The following is a 20,306-nucleotide window of genomic DNA, read 5'->3' as shown; positions in this document are numbered from 1 at the left end:
CGGCGGCGGTTACCCGGACCGGACCGGTTCACCCCTTCGGGACGAGTCCGGTTCACCCGGTCCCCACCGAGGATGGGCGGATCGGGCTGCCGGTGTGGCGTGACCGGCCGCTGCGCACCGGTCCCGGCGAAGAGGCGGGTGGTACGGATGGGACGACTGACCCGTGGCGGGTTCACCCTTCTCCGGGCGCACCGGACGGGGGTCGACGCCCGGTCGGGCCGCTGGCAGGTGGTCACGGTCGGGGTGTCGGCGGCCGAGCTGATGCCCGACGGGCGGTGGCCGGAGCCGCTGCGCCCATTGGCTGACGCGGTGGAGCTGCACCTGCGGCCGGCCCCCGGTGGGCGGGGCACCGAGCTTTCGGTCCGTCCCCTCGGCGGGGTGGCGACCCTGCCCGGGATGGCCGCCCACCTGGTCGGCGACGATCCCGACGGCTACCTGCGGCAGGTGTTGCGCACGGTCCGGCAGCTCGCCGAGACCGGTGAGGTGCTACGCGCCGACCGGCCCGCCGCCGAACGCCCCGCGACCGGGCCACCCGGGACCGACGGCCCGGTGGTGCCCGGATGAGGGCGCTGTGCTGGGAGGGCGTCGACCGGCTCGCGGTACGCCAGGTGCCCGACCCGGAACTGCGCAACGCCCACGACATGATCGTGCGGGTCCGGCGCAGCACCACCTGCGGGGCCGACCTGCCGATGCTCGCCGGCCGGGTGCCGGGTCTGGCCGCCGGGGACGTGCTCGGGCACGAGTTCCTCGGCGAGGTGGCCGAGGTCGGCCCGGCGGTACGCCGGCACCGCGTCGGTGACCGGGTGGTGGTCTGCGCGGCCGTGGCCTGCGGGAACTGTTGGTACTGCCGGCAGGGGCTCTACTCGTGCTGCGACAACGGCACGGCCACCGGGACGGTCGGCGAGGCGGCCTGGGGGCAGCCCACCGGCGGTTGTTACGGCCATCCCCGGACGGCGGGTGGATTCGCCGGCAGCCACGCCGAGTACGTCCGGGTGCCGTACGCCGACGTGGGGGCGTTCACCGTGCCCGACCCGGTCAGCGACGACCGGGCGGTCTTCGCCTCGGACGCCGCCCCGGCCGGTTGGATGGGTGCCGAGCTGGGTGCGGTCCGCCCCGGTGACGTGGTCGCGGTCTGGGGGGCGGGTGCGGTGGGGCAGCTCACCGCGCAGGCGGCGACGGTGCTCGGGGCGGAACGGGTGATCGTGATCGACCGGTACCCGGAACGGTTGCGGATGGCCGAACGGCACACCGGCGCCGAGACGTTGCACTACGAACACACTGATGTCCCCGCCGAACTGCGGGAACGCAGTGGTGGCCGGGGACCCGACGTCTGCGTGGAAGCGGTGGGGGTGGCCGACGGCGGGGGCCGGCCGGTCTCGCTCGCCGACCGGTTCACCGGCCGGGGCGGCCCGGTCGAGGACCCCCTGGCGGTACGGGAGGCGGTGCACGCCTGCCGCAAGGGTGGCACGGTCTTCGTCTCGGGCACCTTCACCGGTTTCGTGGACGCCTTCCCGCTGGGCGCGGTGATGCACAAGGGTCTCACCCTGCGCAGCGCCCGGCAGCACGGTCAGCGGTGGATTCCGATGCTGCTGGACCGGATGGCCCGCGACGAGCTGCGTACCGAACACCTGGCGACGCACCGGTTCGATCTGGACCAGGCCCCGACGGGGTACGCGCTGTTCCGGGACCGCGCCGACGGTTGTGTGCGGGCGGTGTTCAGCCCGCACGGCTGAGTCGTCCGGGTGGGTGCCGGTCGCCGTGGTGCGGACCGGTCCACCCCCGGTGCCCAGGTGAGGGCCGGGTGCGGGTGGCACACTCGGCGGATGTCCCACGACCGCCCGTACGACATCGTCCTGTTCGGCGCGACCGGCTTCACCGGCGGGCTGACCGCCGAATATCTGGCCCGGCACGCCCCGGCCGGGTTGCGTTGGGCGCTGGCCGGGCGCAACCCGGCGAAGCTGGCGGCGGTCCGGGACCGGCTCGCCGCCATCGACCCGGCCCTGGCCGGGCTGCCACTGCTCACCGCCGACGTCACCGACGCCGGGTCGCTGCGTGTGGTGGCGGAGGCGACCCGGGTGCTCGCCACCACCGTCGGGCCGTACGTGCACCACGGGGAGCCGCTGGTCGCGGCGTGTGCCGCCGCCGGCACCGACTATCTCGACATCACCGGTGAGCCGGAGTTCGTGGACCTGATGTACGTGCGGCACCACGCCGAGGCGGTGCGTACCGGGGCCCGGTTGGTGCACGCCTGCGGTTTCGACTCGATCCCGCACGACCTGGGCGTCTGGTACACGGTCCGGCAGTTGCCGTCGGACGGGCCGATCACGGTGGACGGGTTCGTCCGGGCCGGGGGGAGGTTCTCCGCCGGCACGTACCATTCGGCGCTCACCGCGTTCTCGCGTACCGCGCAGACGAAGCAGGCGGCGCGGGCCCGGCGGGCGGTCGAACCCCGCCCGGACGGACGCCGGGCCCGCGCGGTGGCCGGGAAGTTGGGCCGGTCCGCGGCGACCGGCATGTGGGCGGTGCCGCTGCCCACCATCGACCCGCAGGTGGTACGCCGGTCCGCCGCGGCCCGCCCGGAGTACGGCCCGGACTTCCGCTACCGGCACTTCGCCGCCGTCAAGCGGCTGCCGACGGTGCTGCTGGCCGGGGTGGGGATGGCCGGGGTGGCCGGGCTGGTGAAGCTGCCACCGACCCGGCGCTGGCTGCTCGGCCGGCTCGCCTCCGGGCAGGGTCCGAGCGCCGCGCAGCGGGCCCGGTCGTGGTTCCGGGTGCGGTTCGTCGGCGAGGGCGGGGGCCGCACCGTCCGCACGGAGGTCTCCGGCGGTGATCCCGGCTACGACGAGACCGCCAAGATGCTCGCCGAGTCGGCCCTCTGCCTGGCGTACGACGAACTGCCCGCCACCTGCGGGCAGCTGACCCCGGTGACGGCGATGGGCGACGCGCTGCTGGACCGGTTGGTGCGGGCCGGCATGACGTTCCGGGTCCTCCCGGCGCGGAGCTGACCGGGGCGACGACCCGACGGCTTGACCCTCGACCTGGTGGAGGCGACAGCATCATGGGCGTGGAGAGCGAACTGCTGAGTATCGGCGAGCTGGCCCGGGCCAGTGGCCTGACGGTCAGCGCGTTGCGGTTCTACGACCGGTGCGGGGTGCTGACGCCGACGCTGGTCGACCCGGTGAACGGTTACCGCTGGTACACCGACGCGCAGGTGACGCCGGCCCGGCTGGTGGCCGGGCTACGTCGGGTCGGTATGCCGCTGGTCGAGATCACCGCCGCGCTGCGGCTGCGGCACGAACCCGCGCGGGTGGGGCGGTTGTTCGACGCCCACCTACGCCGGTTGGAGGACGGTCTCGCCGACGCCCGCCGTGAACTCTCCCGGGTCCGCACCCTGATCGATCCCGAGGAGTACCCGATGACCACCACGATCGTGCTTGCCCGCACCGACCTGGCCGCTGCCGTCGACGCCGTCCGGTTCGCCGTCGGCACCGACCCCGACCTGCCGATGCTCACCGGTGTGCTGTTGGACGTGGAGTCCGACGGCGTACGACTCGTCGCCACCGACCGCTACCGGATGGCGTTGGCCCGGGCCGGCGGCCGGGTGGACGGCCCGCCGGTGCGGGCGCTGCTCCCGGCGGCGGCGGTCGACGAGTTCCGGGCCCTGCTGGATGCCGACACGCAGGAGCAGGCGCACCTGACGCTCGCCGAGGGCCGGGTCGCCGTCACCGTCGCCGGTGCCGTGGCCAGCTCGGCGGTGTTGCCGTACGAGTTCACCGACTACCGCCGGCTGCTGCGCCGACCGGCGGACGCACCGGCCCGGCAGGTACCGGTCGACGTGGCGAGGCTGCGCGCCGCGCTGCGGGCCGGCACCCCCACGGTCACCCGGGTGCACGAGGGGGTGCCGCTGCCGGTGACCGTGCTCGGGGTGGACGACCACGACGGGCTGCGCCTGGTCGACGCGACCGAACTGGCCGGGCCGGACCGGACCGACCTGCTGGTCGGCGTGAACGGGGACTTCCTGCTCGATGCCCTGGAGGCTGCCGGTGGCCCGCAACTGATGCTGGAACTCGACGGCCCGATCGCCCCGCTGGCCGTCCGCCGGCCCGGTGACGAGGACACCTTCTCGATCCTGATGCCGATCCGCCTCTGACGGTCACGGCCGGCCGGCAGCCCAGCCGGCGTTCCGCGTCGACCTCGGACCCAGCGGGTCCGGTCCCGCCCCGGCCGCACCCCCGTTTCCGCCTCGCCCCGGCCCCGCCCCGGCGCAGCACGATCAGGTGCCGGGCGGTCGCCGGGTGACCCGCCTCGGCACCGGGCCTGCCGGAGAGTGACCCGCGTCGGGCACCGGGCCTGCCGGCATGCCATCGACGGACAACGATACCCCCACCAATTACGGAGGGTAGCTACAACCCTCCCCCCACCTACTCGCCCGTGCACGCTTTGCTCTGCTGCCACCGAAGCAACAGGCACGGCGGGTAACCGTCGCGCCGATGGCAGCAGAGCAAAGCGTCGGAGTGGGGGTGGTGAGGGGTGACGAGTCGATACGGCATTTGAGCAGCTCGGAGGGGATCTGCCGCTGGAAGCCCATCCGGACACGGTAAGAACAACGCCCCCAGGATCACCCAGAGTGACAAAAAGGGGTTCGACGCCGACTCGTCACCGTAGGTCACCGCTCGGGTCGACGGCAGCATCTGTCGGGATCGGACCGGACGACCGGGCCCCTGCGGCGCGGCCGGCCGGCGGTCCCACCGGCGCGGACACGACCGCTCCGGGGACGGCGGTCAGCGCGGCACCGGCCGGACAGCACCCCGGCCACACCACGCACGGCAGCGCCGACCGGACCCGTGGGACCGGTGGGGCCAGAGCAGCGCCGATCGGACCGGTGGGACCGGTAGGGCCAGCAGCACCGGTCGGGCCGGTGGGGCAGCGCGGGTGAGGCCGGGCCTCCGGCCGGGGCCGGGTGGCGGCGGGCGCGACGGTAGCATCGGAGGGTCCCACCCCGACCGTCTGGACGGAGCGTACGGAGCAGCATGCTCGACATGGAGTTGATCCGGAAGGATCGCGAGGCGGTGGCGACCGCGCTGGCGAAGCGTCTGGATCCCGCCGAGGTCAATCGGGTCCTGGACGACATCCAGCGACTCGACCAGGAGCGTCGCGCCCTGATCACGGAGATCGACGCCGAGCGGCAGCGCCGCAAGGCCGACGCCCGGGCGTACGCGCAGGCGAAGCGGGCCGGCACCACGCCGGAGTCCGTCGCGCCGGAGGTCGAGCGCAAGCAGCTCGCCGACCTGGAGTCCCAGCTGGACGAGGTGCAGTCCCGGCTGCGCGGCACAATGAGCGAGCTGCCCAACCTGCCCGCCGACGACGTGGTGCCCGGCGGCAAGGAGGCCAACCGGGTGGTGAAGACCTTCGGCGAGTCCCCGGTCATCGAGAAGATCCGCGACCACGTGGAGCTGAGCCGCGCACTCGGCCTGGTCGACCACGAGCGCGGCGTCAAGCTCGGCGGTTCGGGCTTCTGGATGTACACCGGCCTGGGCGCCCGGCTGGAATGGGCGCTGATCAACTGGTTCATCGACGAGCACGTGCGGGCCGGCTACGAGTTCCTGCTCCCGCCGCACCTGCTGCTCGACACCGCCGGCTTCGCCGCCGGCCAGTTCCCGAAGTTCTACGACGACGTCTACCACCTGGACCGGGAGTCCGCCCCGCGCGGGCAGTTCCTGCTGCCCACCTCGGAGACGGCCATCCTCGGGGCCTACCAGGACGAGATCCTGGAGACGTCGAAGCTGCCGCTGAAGGCGTTCGCGTACACCCCCTGCTACCGCCGCGAGGCGGCCGGCTCGCACTCCGACGAGCGCGGCACCGTGCGCGGGCACCAGTTCAACAAGGTGGAGATCTTCCAGTTCACCCTGCCGGAGCAGGCCGACGCGGCGCTGGAGGAGATGCTCGCCCACGCGGAGAGCCTGGTCGAGAAGCTGGGCCTGCACTACCAGCGCAGCCTGCTGTCCGCCGGTGACGCCAGCGCGTCGATGAAGAAGACCCTCGACATCGAGGTGTGGATGCCGAGCACCGGCAAGTACAAGGAGGTGTCGTCGGTCTCCTGGGCCGGTGACTACCAGGCCCGCCGGGCCGCCATCCGCTACCGCGAGCCGGGGGGCAAGCAGACCCGCTTCGTGCACACCCTCAACGGGTCGGCGCTGGCCACCAGCCGGCTCTTCCCAGCCATCCTGGAGCAGTTCCAGCAGCCCGACGGCTCGGTAGTGGTGCCCGAGGTGCTCCGCGACCGGCTCGGCACCGACCGGCTCACCCCGCTGCGCTGAGGCTCGCGGGGCGGGGCGGGGCCTCCGGGCCACCGCCCCGCCCCGCACCACCCGGCCCGCACCGCGCCCACCCGGCCCCCGCACACCCGACCGACATCGGCCAGCCGCGCACCAGCCCGGCGGGGTCACCGGCCGGTTTGTCTCACACCCGTTCGGTGTCACCGGTCCGGGTGCGGCTGCGGTGCAGCAGCGCCGCCACCGCGAGCAACCCGAGCAGCAGCCCGGTGAGCACCACCGGCCCGGCCGTGTCCAGGGCCGTCACCAGCATCCGTTGGACCCGGGCCGCACCTACCACCACCGGGTCACCGAAGGCGTCGTGCCGACCCTGGGCGAGCCGGACCTCGTACCAGCCGTACCAGGCGACGTAGCCGCCCGCGACGAGCAGCACCAGGCCACTGAGGCGGGGCACCCAGGCACCCGCACCGCGCAACCCACTCACCACCCGCCCGCGCAGCAGCGCCACGCCGAGCGCCGCCACCGCCACCACCAGACCCATCCCGAGCGCGTACGCGACGAACAGCGCCAGCCCGCGCAGGGTCGAGCCGGCCTGGAGGCTGGTCACCACGATCGCCAGGAACGGCGCGATCGAGCAGCTCAGCGACGCCAGCGCGTACGCCATGCCGAACAGCGCCATGGACGGCAGCGAACGGGTCAGCCGGGGCGCGCGGGCCGACGGACGCGGGGTGGGCAGGCGGCGTCCGGCGAGCAGCCACAACCCGAGCGCCAGCAGGCCCAGCCCGAGCGTCACGGTCAGCCACGGCAGCCGGGGGCGCAGCCAGTCGGCCAAGGGTGCCACGGCCAACCCGAAAGCCCCGAACACCACGACGTACCCACAGGTCAGGCCGGCCGCCGCGGTGAGTGCCCGGCCGATCGCGCCGCGGCCGTCCGCAGGCCCGGCGACCAGCAGCGACAGATACGCCGGCAGCATCGCGAAGCCGCACGGGTTGACCGCGCCGAGCATCCCGGCGGTCAGCGCGAGCAGCAGCGGGCCGGTCATCAGCCGGCCAGGGCGGCGACCCGGCGGGTCAGGTCCTCACCGTCGAGGAAGCCCTGGTGGACGACCTTCCCCTCCCGATCGATGATCAGGAAGGTGCTCTGTTCGACGATCTCGAAGCGCCGCCACAACGCGCCGGCCCGGTCGTCGATCTGCGTGGTGCCGCCGAGTTCGAACTCGGTGACGAAGCTGCGCATCGCCTTCTGCTCGCCGAGGCCGGCCACCCCGACGATCGGCACGGTGTCCCGGTATTTCGGGGCGATCTCGGCGACCGTCCACGCCTGGCTGGCGCAGGTGGCGCACCACGGCGCCCAGAACCAGAGCACCACCGGCCGGCCGGCCAGGGCGGCGGCGGAGAACGCCGTACCGTCGAGGGTCTTGGCGGTGAAGCGCAACGCGTCGGGCACCGGGGCGGGTGCCCCGGTCGGGGTCGGCTCGGCGGGCAGCGGCGACGAGGTGGCGATCGGCACGGCGACCTCGGCGGCCGGTTGCGCCGTCGTCGGCCCGACGGCGCACGCCGAGGCGGCCAGCAGGGTGCCGGCCAGGGTGGCGGCGACGGCGAGCCGGACGGCCGGTCGGCCACCCGGCCGGGTCCTGGGGTACGACGACCGCATCCGAATCTCCTCTCGGTGGTGCTACGTGACCTGGACGGTGCCGGGTGACCTCGACGGTGCTACTTGACCTCGACCAACCGCAGCGCGAGCTCGGGGCAGACCTTGACGGCCTTCATCGCCCCCTCCTTCAGCCAGGTCGGCACGGGAGTAGGCGGGAAGGCGGGGTAGCCGTTGCCGTCGAGCCGGATGAAGTCCGGTACGACGTGGGCGCAGAGTCCGTGCCCGTCACAGCGGGACCAGTCCAGGGTGAGCATCTTCGGGTTGGCGTCGGGGGCACCGGGCAGCCCCATCACGCCCTTGACCCGTTTGCCGCACCCCTCACCGGTGGTGTGCTGCCGCAGGTCGTCGGCGAACACCTCCATCGCGGAGAGCGCGAAACGGGAGGTGCCGTCGGGGTGGCTGCACGCGCCCCGGCCCTTCACGTCACCGGCGGCGGCCCGCACGACCTCCACCGGGGCGCTGCCGGAGACCGCCAGGTCGACGGCGCGGGCCAGGTCGGGCAGGCCACGCTTGCACGGCCCGCACTGGCCGGCGGACTCCCCGGCCAGGTAGCGGACCACCTGGGCGGCTTCGCCGAGCGGGCAGGTGTCGCGGCCGAGCGGGATGATGATGCCGGCGCCGAGGGTGCCGCCGACGCTGGTGAGGCTCTTGCGGGTGATCTCGGCCCGCTGCGCCGCCTCCCAGGTGATCCAGCGACCGTGGTAGCCGCCCATCAGGATGCCCGGCCCCTCCGGCACCTCGCAGAGTTCGAGGATGTCCCGCAGCGGGGTGCCGGCGGCGCACTCCACCACGGCGGCGCGTTTGGCCTGGCCGGTCACGGTGAGCAGCACGGTGCCCGGCTCGTCGTCGGTGCCGAGCGCCGCGTACTCGTACGGGCCGAGCCGGGCGGCGATGGCCACCTGGGCGTACGTCTCGGCGTTGGACAGCAGGGTGGGCAGGTTGCGTACGCCCGAGTCGCTGGACCGCTTCTTGGTGCCCGGCGGGATGTGCGGCAGGCCGTTGATCCCGTTGACCAGTGCGCCGCCCTCGCCGGAGATGAACCGGTGCGGCACGGTGACGATGGTGGTGGGCACCGGCATCCGACGTTCGGCGAGTGCCTCGGTGAGCGAGTCCCGGCCGATCAGGTCGTCGGCGACGCAGAGCACGATCTCCTCGGCGTCCAGCGCGTAGGCGGACAGGGCGGCACCGTCGAGGATCAGGTGCGGGGCCCGGGTGAGCAGCACCTTGTCCTTCCAGCTCGCCGGTTCCCCCTCGGTGGCGTTGACCACCACCACGGCGGGCAGGTCCTGCCGTTCACAGGACTCCAGCACCGCCTTGAACTTCCGGTAGAACGGGAAACCGGCGCCGCCCTTGCCCTTGAGCTGGATGGCCTCGGCCAGTCGGAGCAGGTTGGCCGGTTCCATCGGGCCGATCGGCCCGTGCACCGTCTCGTGTGCCATCAGGTCGAGCCGACCGAACTCGGCGAAACCGGCGGTGAGCCGGGGCTCGCCGATGCAGGCGACCGGGGGCACCTTGGTGCGCATCACTTGGCTTCACCGCGCAGCCCGGCCCAGTACGCCCCGTCGACGGCGTCCGCGTTGGCTTTGCCCTTGCGCCGGCTGCGACCGTCGCCGGTGGCCTTGCGGGCCCGCCGGGAGGCCAGGTCGACCAGGGTCGGGGTGTCGTCGACCGGGATGTCGTCGGCGACGTAGCGGGCCGGCGGACGCCAGTAGTCCGGCTCCTCGGGCACGTCCGGCTCGACGCTGTGCCGGCCGGAGCCGCTGCGCGGGGCGGCGGAGATGGGTTCGGCCGAGACGGGCCGGCTGGACTCCCACCGGTTCGGGCTGTCCCACGGCTCCTCGGGCTCCTCGGTGCGCCGCCGGGGCGGGGCCGAGTAGCGGGCGGCCAGGTCGTCGTCGTCTCGGCGGGCCCGCCGACCGGTGGAGACCGGGGCGATGTCCTCGTCCTCGTACCGGGACCGGCGGGTGCCCGACACGGGGGCCACGTCCTCCTCGTACCGGGACCGGCGACCACCGGACACCGGGGCGACGTCCTCCTCGTAGCGGGACCGGCGGGTGCCCGACACGGGGGCCACGTCCTCCTCGTACCGGGACCGGCGACTGCCGGAGACCGGGGCGACGTCCTCCTCGTAGCGGGCGCGGCGGCTGCCGGACACCGGGGCCACGTCCTCCTCGTACCGGGAGCGGCGACCACCGGAGACCGGGGCGACGTCCTCGTCGCGGCGGCGGGGCCGTTCGTCGCGCTCGTCGCGCTCGGCGGTGCGGCGGCGGGCGGCCGGTTCCAGGTCACGCTCGCGGCGGGGGGCCGACGTCTCCCGGGCGGGTCGGCCGCCCCGGACGGGTTCCCGCAGGGTGCCGGGCTCGGGCACCACCGGAACGGTGAACCGCTCGGGGTCACGACGCCGGGCAGTGCCGGTCGGCGCGTTCCAGGACGGGGTCAGGGTGGTCTCGGCCCAACTGGTCCGGCTGTCCTTGGTCTCCTCCTCCTTTTTACGGCCGAGGCCGCTGAGCAGCGTCCGCCCCTTGCCCTCGTCGGTCGCCTTGGCGGTCATCGCCTTGTTCAGCGCGGCGGCCTGCTGCTGCTCACGGGTGCGCTTGCCGAGGTAGACCGACAGCCGCACCATCAGCGCCACCACCACCAGCAGCACGCAGGCCAGGTAGCTGAGCACCACCCAGGACTTGGCGGCGCGGCCGGCGTTGAGGCCGTGGAACAGGGCGAACGGCCAGGAGAGGTAGGCCAGGGAGTGCAGGCTGCGCCAGAACCACTTGGGGCCGACACCGGCGAAGCGGACCCGGACGATGCCGGTCCAGAACACGCTCACCATGAGGAACGCGGCCACCGTGCCGAGACCGACGTAGAGCCCGCGGCCACCGATGAACGGGACCACGGCGTCGGTGGGACCGGCCCGACCGATCGCGATCTTGGTGATGACGTGGAACACCAGGCCGGCGACACCGAGGACACCGGTGGCCCGGTGCGCCGACTGGAGCAGCACCCGGTGCCGGATCATCAGGACCAGCCGGTCGGTGGCGAGCAGGCCCATCATCACGGTGAGGCTGAGCGCCACCAGGGCGACCACCCCGGCGAAGAACTCGGTGAAGAAGAACCCGTACGCGTACATCACCGTGCCGTTGCCGGTCATCTCGACGCCGGCCCAGAGCAGGCCCAGCGCGGAGGCCACCATCATGGCCAGCACGGATTTCGACACGGTCCGGACACCACGGCTACTGGTGGAGGTCCGGACGGTCGCGGCCTTCTCGTTCTGCTTTGCCCGGGCCATCTGCTCCTCGATCGTCTAACGGCGGCGCCACCACCGGCCGACCTTGCTCCCACCTCCAGTACGGACCTCCGGGGCGTACGGATCAGTGCGGCTGGTGAAAATTCTCGGCGGAGTGTCGAACCACCCCGGCCCGGCGCGCGTGTAGCCCCCGGCGCACCGCGTCGACGGCGTACCGGCGCAGCGACGGCCGTCCATCCGCTGACCGGTGCCGCCCCGTCGGGCGAACCTGTCCGGACGATTCACGCCGACCGGAAGCTATACACCCGTTAGTCTTTGTTTGTGCTGTTTGACCGAATGATCGACCGGTGGGGGCGGGGTCCACTCGCCGCCGTCGTCGGCGTACCGGCGCTGCTGGTGCTGGCCGTGCTGGTCGGCGCGGCACTGCGCTACGACGCCCCCGCGCCGACCCGCCGGGCCGCCCCACCACCGGCCGCGACCGCCGCCCCGGCCGAGGACGAGACCGTGCCGCCCGCCGCACCGCCCCCCGCCGGGTTACCGGTGATCGACTACGAGCCGGCACCCGCCGGTTTCCCGGCCGACCCGCGCCCGCTCGACGTCACGCCGTTGACCGAGGGGCTCACCCCGACCCGGAACATCGCCGCGTACGACGCACCGGGCGGACGACCCCGCGCCCTGCTCGCCCCCACCATCAACGGAGTCGAGCTGACCATGCCGGTGGTGGAGCGCCGCACCGGCTGGACGGCGGTCCTGCTGCCCTCGGCGAGCCGCCGACTGGCGTGGCTGCCGGCGGGCGGCTGGACCCCGGTGGCCCTGCGTGACCAGCTCGTGGTGCAGCGGCGGACCCACCAGCTCACCTGGTACCGGCACGGCAGCCCGCAGCACACCTGGCCGGTCAGCCTCGGCCTGCCCGGCCAGGAGACCCCGCTCGGCCGGACCTTCATCCTCGGCACCACTCCCCCGCCCGAGCCCGTCTACGGCGGGGTGGACGTCTTCGCCCTCGGCGCGATCCCCGACGACCTGGACGCGGTGCCCACCGGCCTCAAGGGCGCGCACATCGGCCTGCACACCTGGCAGGACGACGACACCCTCGGCGAGAACGTCACCAACGGCTGCATCCGACTCACCCGTACCGCCCAGCAGACCCTCCTCGACGAGGTACGCCCCGGCACCGAACTGGTCGTCGTCGACGCCCTCCCCACCTCCTGACCCCCGCCCGCCCCCGCCCCGCCCGGCCCCGCCGGCCCGCCCCGGTGATCAAGAGGTTTACGTCAGATTGGTGATCAACTTTGACGTAAACCTCTTGATCACCTGACGCAAAGCTCTTGATCACTGGGCGCATCAGCGGGAGCTACCGGCAGGACGGGGCATCGGCGGGTGGGAGGTGGGTATGCGGGCGGGGTCGGGGTGGGGTGGGTGAGGTCGGGGAGGACGGCATGGGGAACGCGTCGGGCGGGCGGGTCGACACGGTGGTGCTCGTGCACGGGCTGTGGATGACACCACGCAGCTGGGAGGGGTGGGTCGAGCGGTACGAGGCACGCGGGTTCCGGGTGCTCGCCCCCGCCTGGCCGGGTTTCGACCGGGAGGTGACCGCGCTGCGCGCCGATCCGGGCACGATCGCCGGCACCACCCTGCGGCAGGTGATCGACCACTACGCGGCGGTGATCCGCGAGCTGCCGAGCCCACCGATCGTGATCGGCCACTCGTTCGGCGGGCTGGTCGCCCAGGTGCTGGCCGGCCGGGGTCTCGGCGCGGCCACCGTGGCGGTCGCGTCCGCCCCGGTCAAGGGGGTGCTCCGGCTGCCGATCAGCACGCTGCGGGCGTCGTACCCGGTGCTGCACAGCCCGGTCAACCGGCACCGGGGGGTGCAGATCAGCCCGGACGAGTTCCGGTACGCCTTCGGCAACACCCTCCAGCCGGACGACTCCGACCGGGCCTGGCGGCGTTACGCCGTCCCGGCCGCCGGTCACGTGCTCTTCGAGGGGGCGTTCGCCAACCTCGACCCGCACTCCGCCGCGACCGTCGACACCGGCCGCGACGACCGGCCGCCGTTGCTGCTGATCGCCGGTGGCGAGGACCATGTCGCCCCGCCGTCGCTGGTGAAGGCGAACGCCGGGCTCTACCAGAAGTCGCAGGCGGTGACCGCGTACCACGAGTTCCCGGGCCGCTCCCACTTCACGGTGGGTGAGCCGGGCTGGGAGGCGGTCGCCGACTACGCCCTGGACTGGGCGGTCCGGATGGCGCGGCCCCCGGTGCCGGCGGGCGACGCGCCCCGCCGCTGAGCCGGACGACCCCCGGGCGTCACGGTGGTCCGTCGTCCAGCCGGACCCTCAACCACCCTCGCCGGGAGCGCGGCACCGGATGCCCGCTCACCGCCACCCGCGCCGCCGGGAGCACTCGCCGTCGTGGTCGGGGCGGAGCAGGCAGCGCCGACCACCGGAGAGCAGCCGGTCACAGAACACCCAGTGGCGGACGTTCTGGTCGTCCTCGACGGAGACGGTGGTGCCGCCCGGGTCGGTCTGCGGCAGGACGTGCGTCCAGTGCGCCACCACCCGGGCCAGCCGCTGCGCGGAGAGCAGGTCGTCGGTGACCACCGGCAGGTGGATGACGAAGCGCCCGGTCACCGGTCCCACTCCCGCTCGTTGCGGCCGTACGCCCGCTCGGCTTGCAGCTGGCACAGCGCGATCCTGACCCGGCCGGCCGCCCGCCGGCTCTGCCGCAGCGCGTCGTAGGCGGCGGCCAGCTCACCGGCGACCTGGTCGAGGAATTCCCGCACCTCCTGCGGGTCGAACCCGCGCCGCCCGAACCGCGCCGGCCGGAACCGCCGCTGCCGCACCTGCCACGGCAACAACCGATCGGGTACGCCCGGACGACGCCCCACCGACGCCGGCAACGGTCGTCGGCCCTCCGGAATCCGGCGGAAGAAGTCACGCATGACAGGACCTGCCTCTCCTCGGGATTGACCTGTGGAGGGGTGGGCCCACCGACCCGCCGCGCACCGGCGGACCCACCCCGGCACCCACCGCCGCAGCCTCCACGCAGCAGTACGACAGCAGGGCCCACACATGGCCACTGAGCAGCGATAACTCCCAGCGACCACCGAAGCAGTCAAACACCGCGTCCCATCTAAATGCAACGTCTAACAGAACCCTCATCACAGAGGGCTGACATCAAAATCAAACACAGAGTGACATGTCTATTGTTTCTGATACATCATTGGCGTCTAATTGGGCGGAAGGGACGTCAGCGATGACTGAACACGGAGGCACAGGTGTCACAGGCAGTAGCGGGATCGACGATGCTCCGACGACAGCTCGGAAGAAAACTCGAAGCCCTCCGCAAAGCAGCTGGATTGACGATGGAACAAGCGGCCGAGCAACTGGACCGCGCGCGAGCGACCCTCTACCGGATCGAGAACGGTGCCGAGAACGTCCGGTTTCGCGCTGCGGACGTCAAGGAGATGCTCTCGCTTTACGACGCGGGTGACGAAGACTCCGAACTGGTGCTCGCCATGGCAGCAGCCACCCGGGAGAACAAGAACTGGTGGCACGACTACATCGGCTCCGGCCTGCCGCGCTGGTTCCAGCTCTACATCGGACTAGAGGCTGCCGCATCCAACATTCGCAAGTACCAGCCCGAGCTGGTACCTGGCCTGCTCCAAACGCGCGCCTACGCGGAGCAGGTCTTCCAGATGCCCGGCGGGTCGATCGACGCCAAAGACCGTGACGAGCAGCAGCGCGCCATCCAACTCAGAGTGGAACGACAAGGGCTACTCACCCGGTTCGCGGCACCAGAACTCAGCGTAATCATGAATGAGGCAGTCTTGCGTCGTCCGGTCGGCAACGCCTCGATCATGGTTGAGCAACTGCGCCAGATCCTGAAGGCTATGAAGCTACCGAACGTAACGGTCCGCGTGCTCGAATTTTCTGCCGGATTACATGCCGGCGCCATGACCGGAGCGTTTTCGATCATGAACTTCCCCCTCGACGGAGCCGGTAAGGAGGTAGAGCCCCCGGTGACCTACCTTGAAGCCGCCACAGGCGCGATCTACCTCGACAAGCCGCATGAGATCTCCGCCTACAACAGCATCTGGGCCGACATGACAGACCGCGCACTGAACGAAGCCCAGTCCAGAAGTTTGATCCAGCAGATCGCAGAGGAGTACACCCATGCCTGACCTGACCGGTGCCGTATGGCGCAAGTCCACCCGCAGCAACAACGGCGGCGACTGCGTCGAGGTCGCCGACAACCTCCCCGCCGTCGTCGGGCTGCGCGACAGCAAGGACCCCACCGGCCCGGCGCTGGCCTTCACTCCTGATGCCTGGGCGGCCTTCGTCCACGGCGTCAAAGCAGAATCACTGAGCCCGGAAGCCACCGGGAAGTACGCCCATGCCTGACCTGACCGGTGCCGTATGGCGCAAGTCCACCCGCAGCAACAACGGTGGCAATTGCGTCGAGGTCGCCGACAACCTTCCCGGCGTTGTCTGGCTCCGTGACAGCAAGAACCCGACCGGTCCCGCTCTCACCTTCGCGCCCCGAACGTGGACGCGATTCCTGACGAGCATCAAGCAGCAGCCGCCCCGGGGCTGAAAGAGACCGGACGGTCCCGGCTGCACCAGCGAAGGCCCAGCCTGACTGACCGTTCGACCGTGCCGGCCTACCGCCGGGCAGGCCGGCACGCACACCGTCACCGCCGACAACCGCTCGCTGTCGTGGTCGGGCCGGCGCAGCGAGCACTTTCCCGAGGACCTCAGTCCCAGGTCTCGCTGATGTCGAGGATCTCCATTCCCGGGGGTAGCGCCGGCGTCAGGGCCTTCGGATCCCGGGTGACCAGATAGCAGCGGTAGAGCACGGCGGTGGCGACGGCATGTGCGGCATCCAACGACACCTGCGTACGCGCCGCGAGCCGTGCCACCCGCCGGCTCGTGGCGGCGTCGTAGACGGCCACCTGAATGTCACGGTCCTCGGTGAACAGCAAGTCGAGCAGGGCGGCGGAGGCGGTACCCGCCAGTTCGAGCTGCGCCTGCCCGAGGCAGAGCGCGGGCACCCACAGCTGCTGCTCCGGGTCCTCCTCGGCGAGGGTGAGCATGGCACCAGGCTCGACACTGGTTCCCGAGGCGTAAGCGAGCAGCGCAGAGGTGTCGAGGACCAGGCCGTTCACGCCGCGGCGCTGCCGTCCTCGTCGAACTGGCGAAGCCATTCGAGATTCCGGGCATGCTGCTCGTCACTGATCGGTGGCAGAGCTGCCAGACGACTCCTCGTCGACTCCACGTCGTCGTCGGTGACGACGTAACCGAGCTGCGCCCAGCGCGCCCGGAGGTCGTCGGCCCGCATCTTCCGACGGAGGACTCCCGCGATGAAACCGGACGTGTTGCCCTGGGTGCGTTCGACGTAGGCGGCCACGTCGTCGGGCAAGCTGATGGTGATGCGGCGAGTCATACTCTCAGCATAACTGCTGCATACTGACGATCGGCCCATCACGTCTGACGCGCCGTCACCGCCGCGCGTTCACGAGCGGGGCGGCCATTTCGGCTGAACGCCTGGCGGCCACCAGCGCAGGCGGCCCTGGATCGGCCCGGCTACCAGAGTCACTGCCGGGGGTGCTGCTGCGCGGGCAGCCCCACGTGCACCCCGCCGGAGATGTCGCGCGCCTGCACCACGGGCCCGGTGACCTGGCCCGACACCGTGTTGGTCACCGCGTCGGCCCGTACGGTCGTCTGGTGGAAGGTCTCCCACCGGCGGCGTAGCTCCTGGTCGAAGTCCGGATCACGGTCGGCGGCGTCGACGAGTGCCCGATGCAACCCGACGGCCCGGTCGTCGCTCCCGCCAGACGTGGGCTCGGCGGTGAGCGCGGCCCGCAGCGCCCGATGCTCTGCCGCCTTCCGGCGGACGAGGCGCATCACCGATGCGAGGGCTTCCCGTGCCGCGTCGGTGAGGCCCTCGACGGCGCGGGTCGACAGTGCCACGGCGACCGCCGTGAGAATCGGGTCATCCATCCTGGTCCCCCTGGTCCGTACCGGCGGCGTCGTCGTGGTCGATGGCCGCCAGGCGTCGTCGTACGTCCGCCGCGAGGGGGTCGTCGAGTTCCAGCAGCGTCAGCAGCGCGTCGGCCAGGGCTTCGCGGGCGGCGTGCGGTTGACGGAGCTGAAGGTGGGCGTCGCCCTCGTACGCGCGGGCCAGGGCGGCGTGCCGGCGGTCACCGAGTTCGCGGAACAACGCGGCGGCCGAGGTCACCGCCGCCAGCGCCGGCGCGGGCTCACCGGTGTGCAGCAGCGTCTGCCCCCGGTGGAGCGCGACGAGCCCCTGGCTCCACCGGTTGCCCAGTCGCTCGAACACCCGCATCGCGTCGTCGTACGAGACGAGTGCCTCGGCGAAGCGACCGGCGCCACGTTGCGCGTTGCCGAGGCTCATCAGGGCCAGGCCGGTGCCGCGTTCCTCGCCCAACTGGCGGAAGGTCCGCAGCGCCTCCTGCGCGTAGCGGGTCGCCTCGGGGAAATCTCCCCGGTCCTCGTCCACCAGGCCGCATCCGCGCAGGGCGTACCCGGTGGTCCACGCGTCCCCGACCTCCCGTGCCGCGTGCAGCGCACCGGCGTAGCAGCGCCCGGCCTCGTCGAGGTCGCCCCGGTCCCACCAGGCGTCACCGAGGCTGAGCAGCAGCCAGCCTTCGGCACGACGGTCGCCGAGGTGACGGGCGCAGTCCAGACCCGCCAGGTGGCTGTCGATCCACGCCTTCCAGTAGGACCTACGCTCAAAGAAGGCCATGCTGGCGAGCGCGATCTGCCAGCCGAGCCGGTGATGGCCCCACCCGGGCGCGGCACGGATGACGTCGAGCAGGTTGAGCCGTTCGTGTTCGCACCACCGCAGCGCGTCGTCGAGTGTGGCGTCGGGCGGGACGTCGACGTCGGGCAGGGGCCGGCCCTGCGGAAGGATCGCCCGGTAGGCCGCATAGGTGTGGTGCAGGTACCACCTCAGCAGCCGCTCCCGGGCGGCGTGGACGGCCTGCGGGCTCTCGTCGAGGGTCGCTCGCTCCATCGCATACAGCCTCAGCAGATCGTGCAGGCGGAACCGGTGCGGTCCGCTGCGGGTGAGCAGGTGCAGTCCGACAAGCGAATCGAGGTGGCGGCGCGTGACCGAGGGGGCGAGCCCGGTGAGGCGGACCGCCGCATCGAGCGCGATGTCGGCTCCGGGGTGCAGGCCGACCAGCCGGAACACCCGGGCCGTCTCGGCGGCCAGCGCCTGGTAGGACCAGGAGAAGACCGTCCGGACGGCCGACAGGTCGTCCTCCTCGACGGCCAGCGCGTCGAGGCGGCTCTCCTCGGCGGTCAACTCCTCCACCAACTCCGCGAGCGGCCGTTCCTCGTCGAGCCGGGCACGGTCGGCGACGATGCGCAGGGCGAGTGGCAGATGGGAGCAGAGTTCGATCAGCCGGTCCACCATCTCGGGTTGCCGGTCCACCCGATCGGCACCGACAGTCACCCGGAGCAGCCGGGTCGCGTCGTGGCGCGACAACACGTCCAACACGGCCCGGATGGCGCCGTCGCGGACGGTCAGCCCCGACAGCCGGCTGCGGCTCGTGATGATCACCATGCAGCTCGGTGCGGCGGGGAGCAGTGGCCGCACCTGCTCGGCGGTGGCGGCGTTGTCGAGCAGGATCAGCATCCGCCGGCCGGTGGTCAACGACCGGTAGAGCGCGGTGCGGTCGTGCAGGTCGCGCGGCACCTTCTCGGCGGGCACGTCCATCGCCCGGAGGAATCCGTCGAGGGCCTCGTGCGGGGTCAGCGGCGGAACGGCGTCATAGCCACGCAGGTTGATGTAGAGGTCACCGTCGGGAAAACGCTCCCGTACCCGGTGCGCCCAGTGCACGGCCAGCGCCGTCTTGCCCACCCCGGCGCTGCCCGAGATCGTGGAGATCGTGACGACGGGCAACCGCGACTTGTCGGTGATCAACTCAACCTCGTCGAGAAGCGAGTCGAGTTGCTGAATGTGCACCTCGCGGTCGATGAAACCCTTGGTCGCGGGTGGCAACTGCCGGGGCGACGGCAATGGCGTCTCCGTGACCGTACGTAGGTTCACGTTGCCCTGAATGAGCCCGGCCTGGATCACCGCCCCGCTGTGGCCGGAAAAATCGTTGTCCACCCGGCCCCGGTCGTCACTCATGACACCGTCTGATGGGGAATCGACGGGTCGGGAGGATGCCGACCGAATTGACGTCCGACAGTCCGTGTCGACCCCGCAACATCGTGGTGCCGATCAGGCCGCTGCCGCGACGGTGGGCGGCAACGCCGAGAAGGGGATGGCCCTCGTCCAGGCCCGGTCGCGGCACTGGCAGTGCTTCAACACCTCGGCCGGATCTTCGGTGGTGCTGAAACCCACGAACCGGTCGTCGTCGGTGAAGTGCAGGAACGCGACCAGTTGCGAGTCGAACAACCAGAAGTCGTACCGCGGCAGCGCCAGCTCGGTGGCCCGGCGGCGGTCGAGGTAGCGGATGTCCTCGCCCGCCGCGATGTTGTGGGGCGTCACCGACATCTCGAAACGCAGGTAGTCGCTCGGTGGCTCGTCGACGACCCGCACCCGCTCCACCCGCTTGCCCTTCGCCGTCTCGGCCCGCATCAGGTCGAGCCACGACCGCAGCCATTCGACGCCCGGGTCTCCCCCGGCGAGAAAGACCTGGAACGGCTCGTCCTCGGACGGCACGCCGTACGACCGGCGCACCTCCAGCTTGAAAGCGGCGTGGTGGAAGTCCTCGAAGAGGCGCAGGAACGTGGCGGGGTCGGTGACGAGCGACCCCATGTCAGTCTTTCTGCTCGAACCAGGACATCAGCGCCCGGGGCACCACGACGAAGGTCTCGTCGGGCAGCACGTCCCGCAGCTGGGCGAGCGCCTCCGGATCGGTCAACCGGTAACCCTGCACCACGATGTCACCGTCGTCGGTCTCGTACAGGCTCGGGCACGAGCCCGAATTGCTGGAAGTAGCGAGGAATTTAATCTTCACGGTCCCCCCCCGAAGTCGGCAACTACAGATAGTAGTCAACCGAGTACCGCAATTCAATAGGAGCCCGCCCATCGAGTCGCCTCGCCGACAAACGTGAATAATGTCGAGGAAACTAATTCATCTCAATCGCGGAAGTCCCGTGCCCGCCGAT

The 20,306-nt window shown here is 71.9% G+C and carries 22 protein-coding genes; 10 read left to right on the top strand and 12 right to left on the bottom strand.

Annotated elements, in window-relative coordinates:
• The first annotated feature begins 147 nt into the window (after window positions 1–147).
• The 5 genes from JQN83_RS21280 (at window position 148) to serS (ending at window position 6,317) form a co-directional block, all read left to right on the top strand.
• Window positions 148–564 (top strand): hypothetical protein, encoded by a 417-nt coding sequence (locus tag JQN83_RS21280; RefSeq protein ID WP_208568899.1) that lies wholly within the window; start codon window positions 148–150, stop codon window positions 562–564.
• Window positions 561–1,733: a zinc-dependent alcohol dehydrogenase gene (locus JQN83_RS21275; protein WP_208568898.1), complete on the top strand. Its 1,173-nt coding sequence runs from the start codon at window positions 561–563 to the stop codon at window positions 1,731–1,733. Before JQN83_RS21280 ends, JQN83_RS21275 begins: the two co-directional genes overlap by 4 nt.
• 90 nt (window positions 1,734–1,823) lie before the next feature.
• The gene (locus JQN83_RS21270) at window positions 1,824–3,005 is read left to right on the top strand and encodes a saccharopine dehydrogenase family protein (protein ID WP_208568897.1); all 1,182 of its coding nucleotides are present in this window, start codon (window positions 1,824–1,826) and stop codon (window positions 3,003–3,005) included.
• A gap of 53 nt (window positions 3,006–3,058) precedes the next feature.
• Window positions 3,059–4,150, top strand: coding sequence for a DNA polymerase III subunit beta family protein (locus tag JQN83_RS21265; RefSeq protein WP_372444089.1), 1,092 nt, complete (start codon window positions 3,059–3,061; stop codon window positions 4,148–4,150).
• 880 nt (window positions 4,151–5,030) lie between these two features.
• The gene (gene serS / locus JQN83_RS21260; protein ID WP_208568896.1) at window positions 5,031–6,317 is read left to right on the top strand and encodes a serine--tRNA ligase; all 1,287 of its coding nucleotides are present in this window, start codon (window positions 5,031–5,033) and stop codon (window positions 6,315–6,317) included.
• 142 nt (window positions 6,318–6,459) lie between these two features.
• On the opposite strand, the gene JQN83_RS21255 is transcribed toward serS, so the two are convergent.
• The 4 genes from JQN83_RS21255 to JQN83_RS21240 are packed head-to-tail and all read right to left on the bottom strand — an operon-like array spanning window position 6,460 to window position 11,133.
• Window positions 6,460–7,314: a cytochrome c biogenesis CcdA family protein gene (locus JQN83_RS21255; protein ID WP_208568895.1), complete on the bottom strand. Its 855-nt coding sequence runs from the start codon at window positions 7,312–7,314 to the stop codon at window positions 6,460–6,462.
• Window positions 7,314–7,925, bottom strand: coding sequence for a TlpA family protein disulfide reductase (locus JQN83_RS21250; protein WP_208568894.1), 612 nt, complete (start codon window positions 7,923–7,925; stop codon window positions 7,314–7,316). Before JQN83_RS21250 ends, JQN83_RS21255 begins: the two co-directional genes overlap by 1 nt.
• Window positions 7,926–7,984: 59 nt before the next feature.
• A complete protein-coding gene (locus tag JQN83_RS21245; protein ID WP_208568893.1) occupies window positions 7,985–9,451 on the bottom strand; it encodes an NADH-quinone oxidoreductase subunit NuoF family protein in 1,467 nt (488 codons plus the stop codon).
• Window positions 9,448–11,133, bottom strand: a complete 1,686-nt coding sequence (locus JQN83_RS21240) for a ferric reductase-like transmembrane domain-containing protein (protein WP_307799517.1) — start codon at window positions 11,131–11,133, stop codon at window positions 9,448–9,450. Before JQN83_RS21240 ends, JQN83_RS21245 begins: the two co-directional genes overlap by 4 nt.
• A 351-nt stretch (window positions 11,134–11,484) precedes the next feature.
• On the opposite strand from JQN83_RS21240, the gene JQN83_RS21235 reads away from it, so the two are divergent.
• Together JQN83_RS21235 and JQN83_RS21230 are read left to right on the top strand one after the other, a co-directional pair.
• A complete protein-coding gene (locus JQN83_RS21235; protein ID WP_208568891.1) occupies window positions 11,485–12,372 on the top strand; it encodes a L,D-transpeptidase in 888 nt (295 codons plus the stop codon).
• 227 nt (window positions 12,373–12,599) lie between these two features.
• Window positions 12,600–13,445, top strand: a complete 846-nt coding sequence (locus JQN83_RS21230; RefSeq protein WP_208568890.1) for an alpha/beta hydrolase — start codon at window positions 12,600–12,602, stop codon at window positions 13,443–13,445.
• 87 nt (window positions 13,446–13,532) lie between these two features.
• Here the strand turns inward: JQN83_RS21230 and JQN83_RS21225 are convergent, their stop codons facing one another.
• Window positions 13,533–13,787, bottom strand: coding sequence for a hypothetical protein (locus JQN83_RS21225; RefSeq protein ID WP_208568889.1), 255 nt, complete (start codon window positions 13,785–13,787; stop codon window positions 13,533–13,535).
• Window positions 13,784–14,098 (bottom strand): DivIVA domain-containing protein, encoded by a 315-nt coding sequence (locus JQN83_RS21220; RefSeq protein WP_208568888.1) that lies wholly within the window; start codon window positions 14,096–14,098, stop codon window positions 13,784–13,786. Before JQN83_RS21220 ends, JQN83_RS21225 begins: the two co-directional genes overlap by 4 nt.
• Window positions 14,099–14,461: 363 nt before the next feature.
• Here JQN83_RS21220 and JQN83_RS21215 point away from each other — a divergent pair, with 363 nt between their 5' ends.
• The 3 genes from JQN83_RS21215 to JQN83_RS21205 are packed head-to-tail and all read left to right on the top strand — an operon-like array spanning window position 14,462 to window position 15,753.
• Window positions 14,462–15,340 carry a helix-turn-helix domain-containing protein gene (locus JQN83_RS21215; protein ID WP_208568887.1) on the top strand — a complete coding sequence of 293 codons (879 nt, stop codon included), beginning with the start codon at window positions 14,462–14,464 and terminating at the stop codon, window positions 15,338–15,340.
• Complete coding sequence (locus tag JQN83_RS21210; protein WP_208568886.1) at window positions 15,333–15,560, top strand: DUF397 domain-containing protein; 228 nt, start codon at window positions 15,333–15,335, stop codon at window positions 15,558–15,560. The genes JQN83_RS21215 and JQN83_RS21210 overlap by 8 nt, the downstream gene beginning before the upstream one ends.
• Complete coding sequence (locus JQN83_RS21205; RefSeq protein ID WP_208568885.1) at window positions 15,553–15,753, top strand: DUF397 domain-containing protein; 201 nt, start codon at window positions 15,553–15,555, stop codon at window positions 15,751–15,753. Before JQN83_RS21210 ends, JQN83_RS21205 begins: the two co-directional genes overlap by 8 nt.
• Before the next feature lie 160 nt (window positions 15,754–15,913).
• Here the strand turns inward: JQN83_RS21205 and JQN83_RS21200 are convergent, their stop codons facing one another.
• From JQN83_RS21200 to JQN83_RS21175, 6 genes are all read right to left on the bottom strand, one after another.
• Window positions 15,914–16,324 (bottom strand): PIN domain-containing protein, encoded by a 411-nt coding sequence (locus JQN83_RS21200; RefSeq protein WP_208568884.1) that lies wholly within the window; start codon window positions 16,322–16,324, stop codon window positions 15,914–15,916.
• Window positions 16,321–16,602 (bottom strand): hypothetical protein, encoded by a 282-nt coding sequence (locus JQN83_RS21195; protein WP_145921196.1) that lies wholly within the window; start codon window positions 16,600–16,602, stop codon window positions 16,321–16,323. The genes JQN83_RS21200 and JQN83_RS21195 overlap by 4 nt, the downstream gene beginning before the upstream one ends.
• Window positions 16,603–16,751: 149 nt before the next feature.
• Window positions 16,752–17,159, bottom strand: a complete 408-nt coding sequence (locus tag JQN83_RS21190) for a hypothetical protein (RefSeq protein WP_208568883.1) — start codon at window positions 17,157–17,159, stop codon at window positions 16,752–16,754.
• Window positions 17,152–19,320 carry an ATP-binding protein gene (locus JQN83_RS21185; protein WP_208568882.1) on the bottom strand — a complete coding sequence of 723 codons (2,169 nt, stop codon included), beginning with the start codon at window positions 19,318–19,320 and terminating at the stop codon, window positions 17,152–17,154. The genes JQN83_RS21190 and JQN83_RS21185 overlap by 8 nt, the downstream gene beginning before the upstream one ends.
• Before the next feature lie 93 nt (window positions 19,321–19,413).
• Window positions 19,414–19,953, bottom strand: coding sequence for a DUF6879 family protein (locus JQN83_RS21180; protein WP_208568881.1), 540 nt, complete (start codon window positions 19,951–19,953; stop codon window positions 19,414–19,416).
• Window position 19,954: 1 nt separating this feature from the next.
• Window positions 19,955–20,155, bottom strand: a complete 201-nt coding sequence (locus JQN83_RS21175) for a hypothetical protein (protein WP_208568880.1) — start codon at window positions 20,153–20,155, stop codon at window positions 19,955–19,957.
• Window positions 20,156–20,306: the final 151 nt, after the last annotated feature.

Source organism: Micromonospora antibiotica (assembly GCF_017599305.1).
In the GTDB taxonomy this organism is placed as follows: domain Bacteria; phylum Actinomycetota; class Actinomycetes; order Mycobacteriales; family Micromonosporaceae; genus Micromonospora; species Micromonospora antibiotica.
The sequence above is the reverse complement of the archived record's forward strand: the minus strand, read 5'-3'. Positions and strand labels throughout refer to the sequence as shown.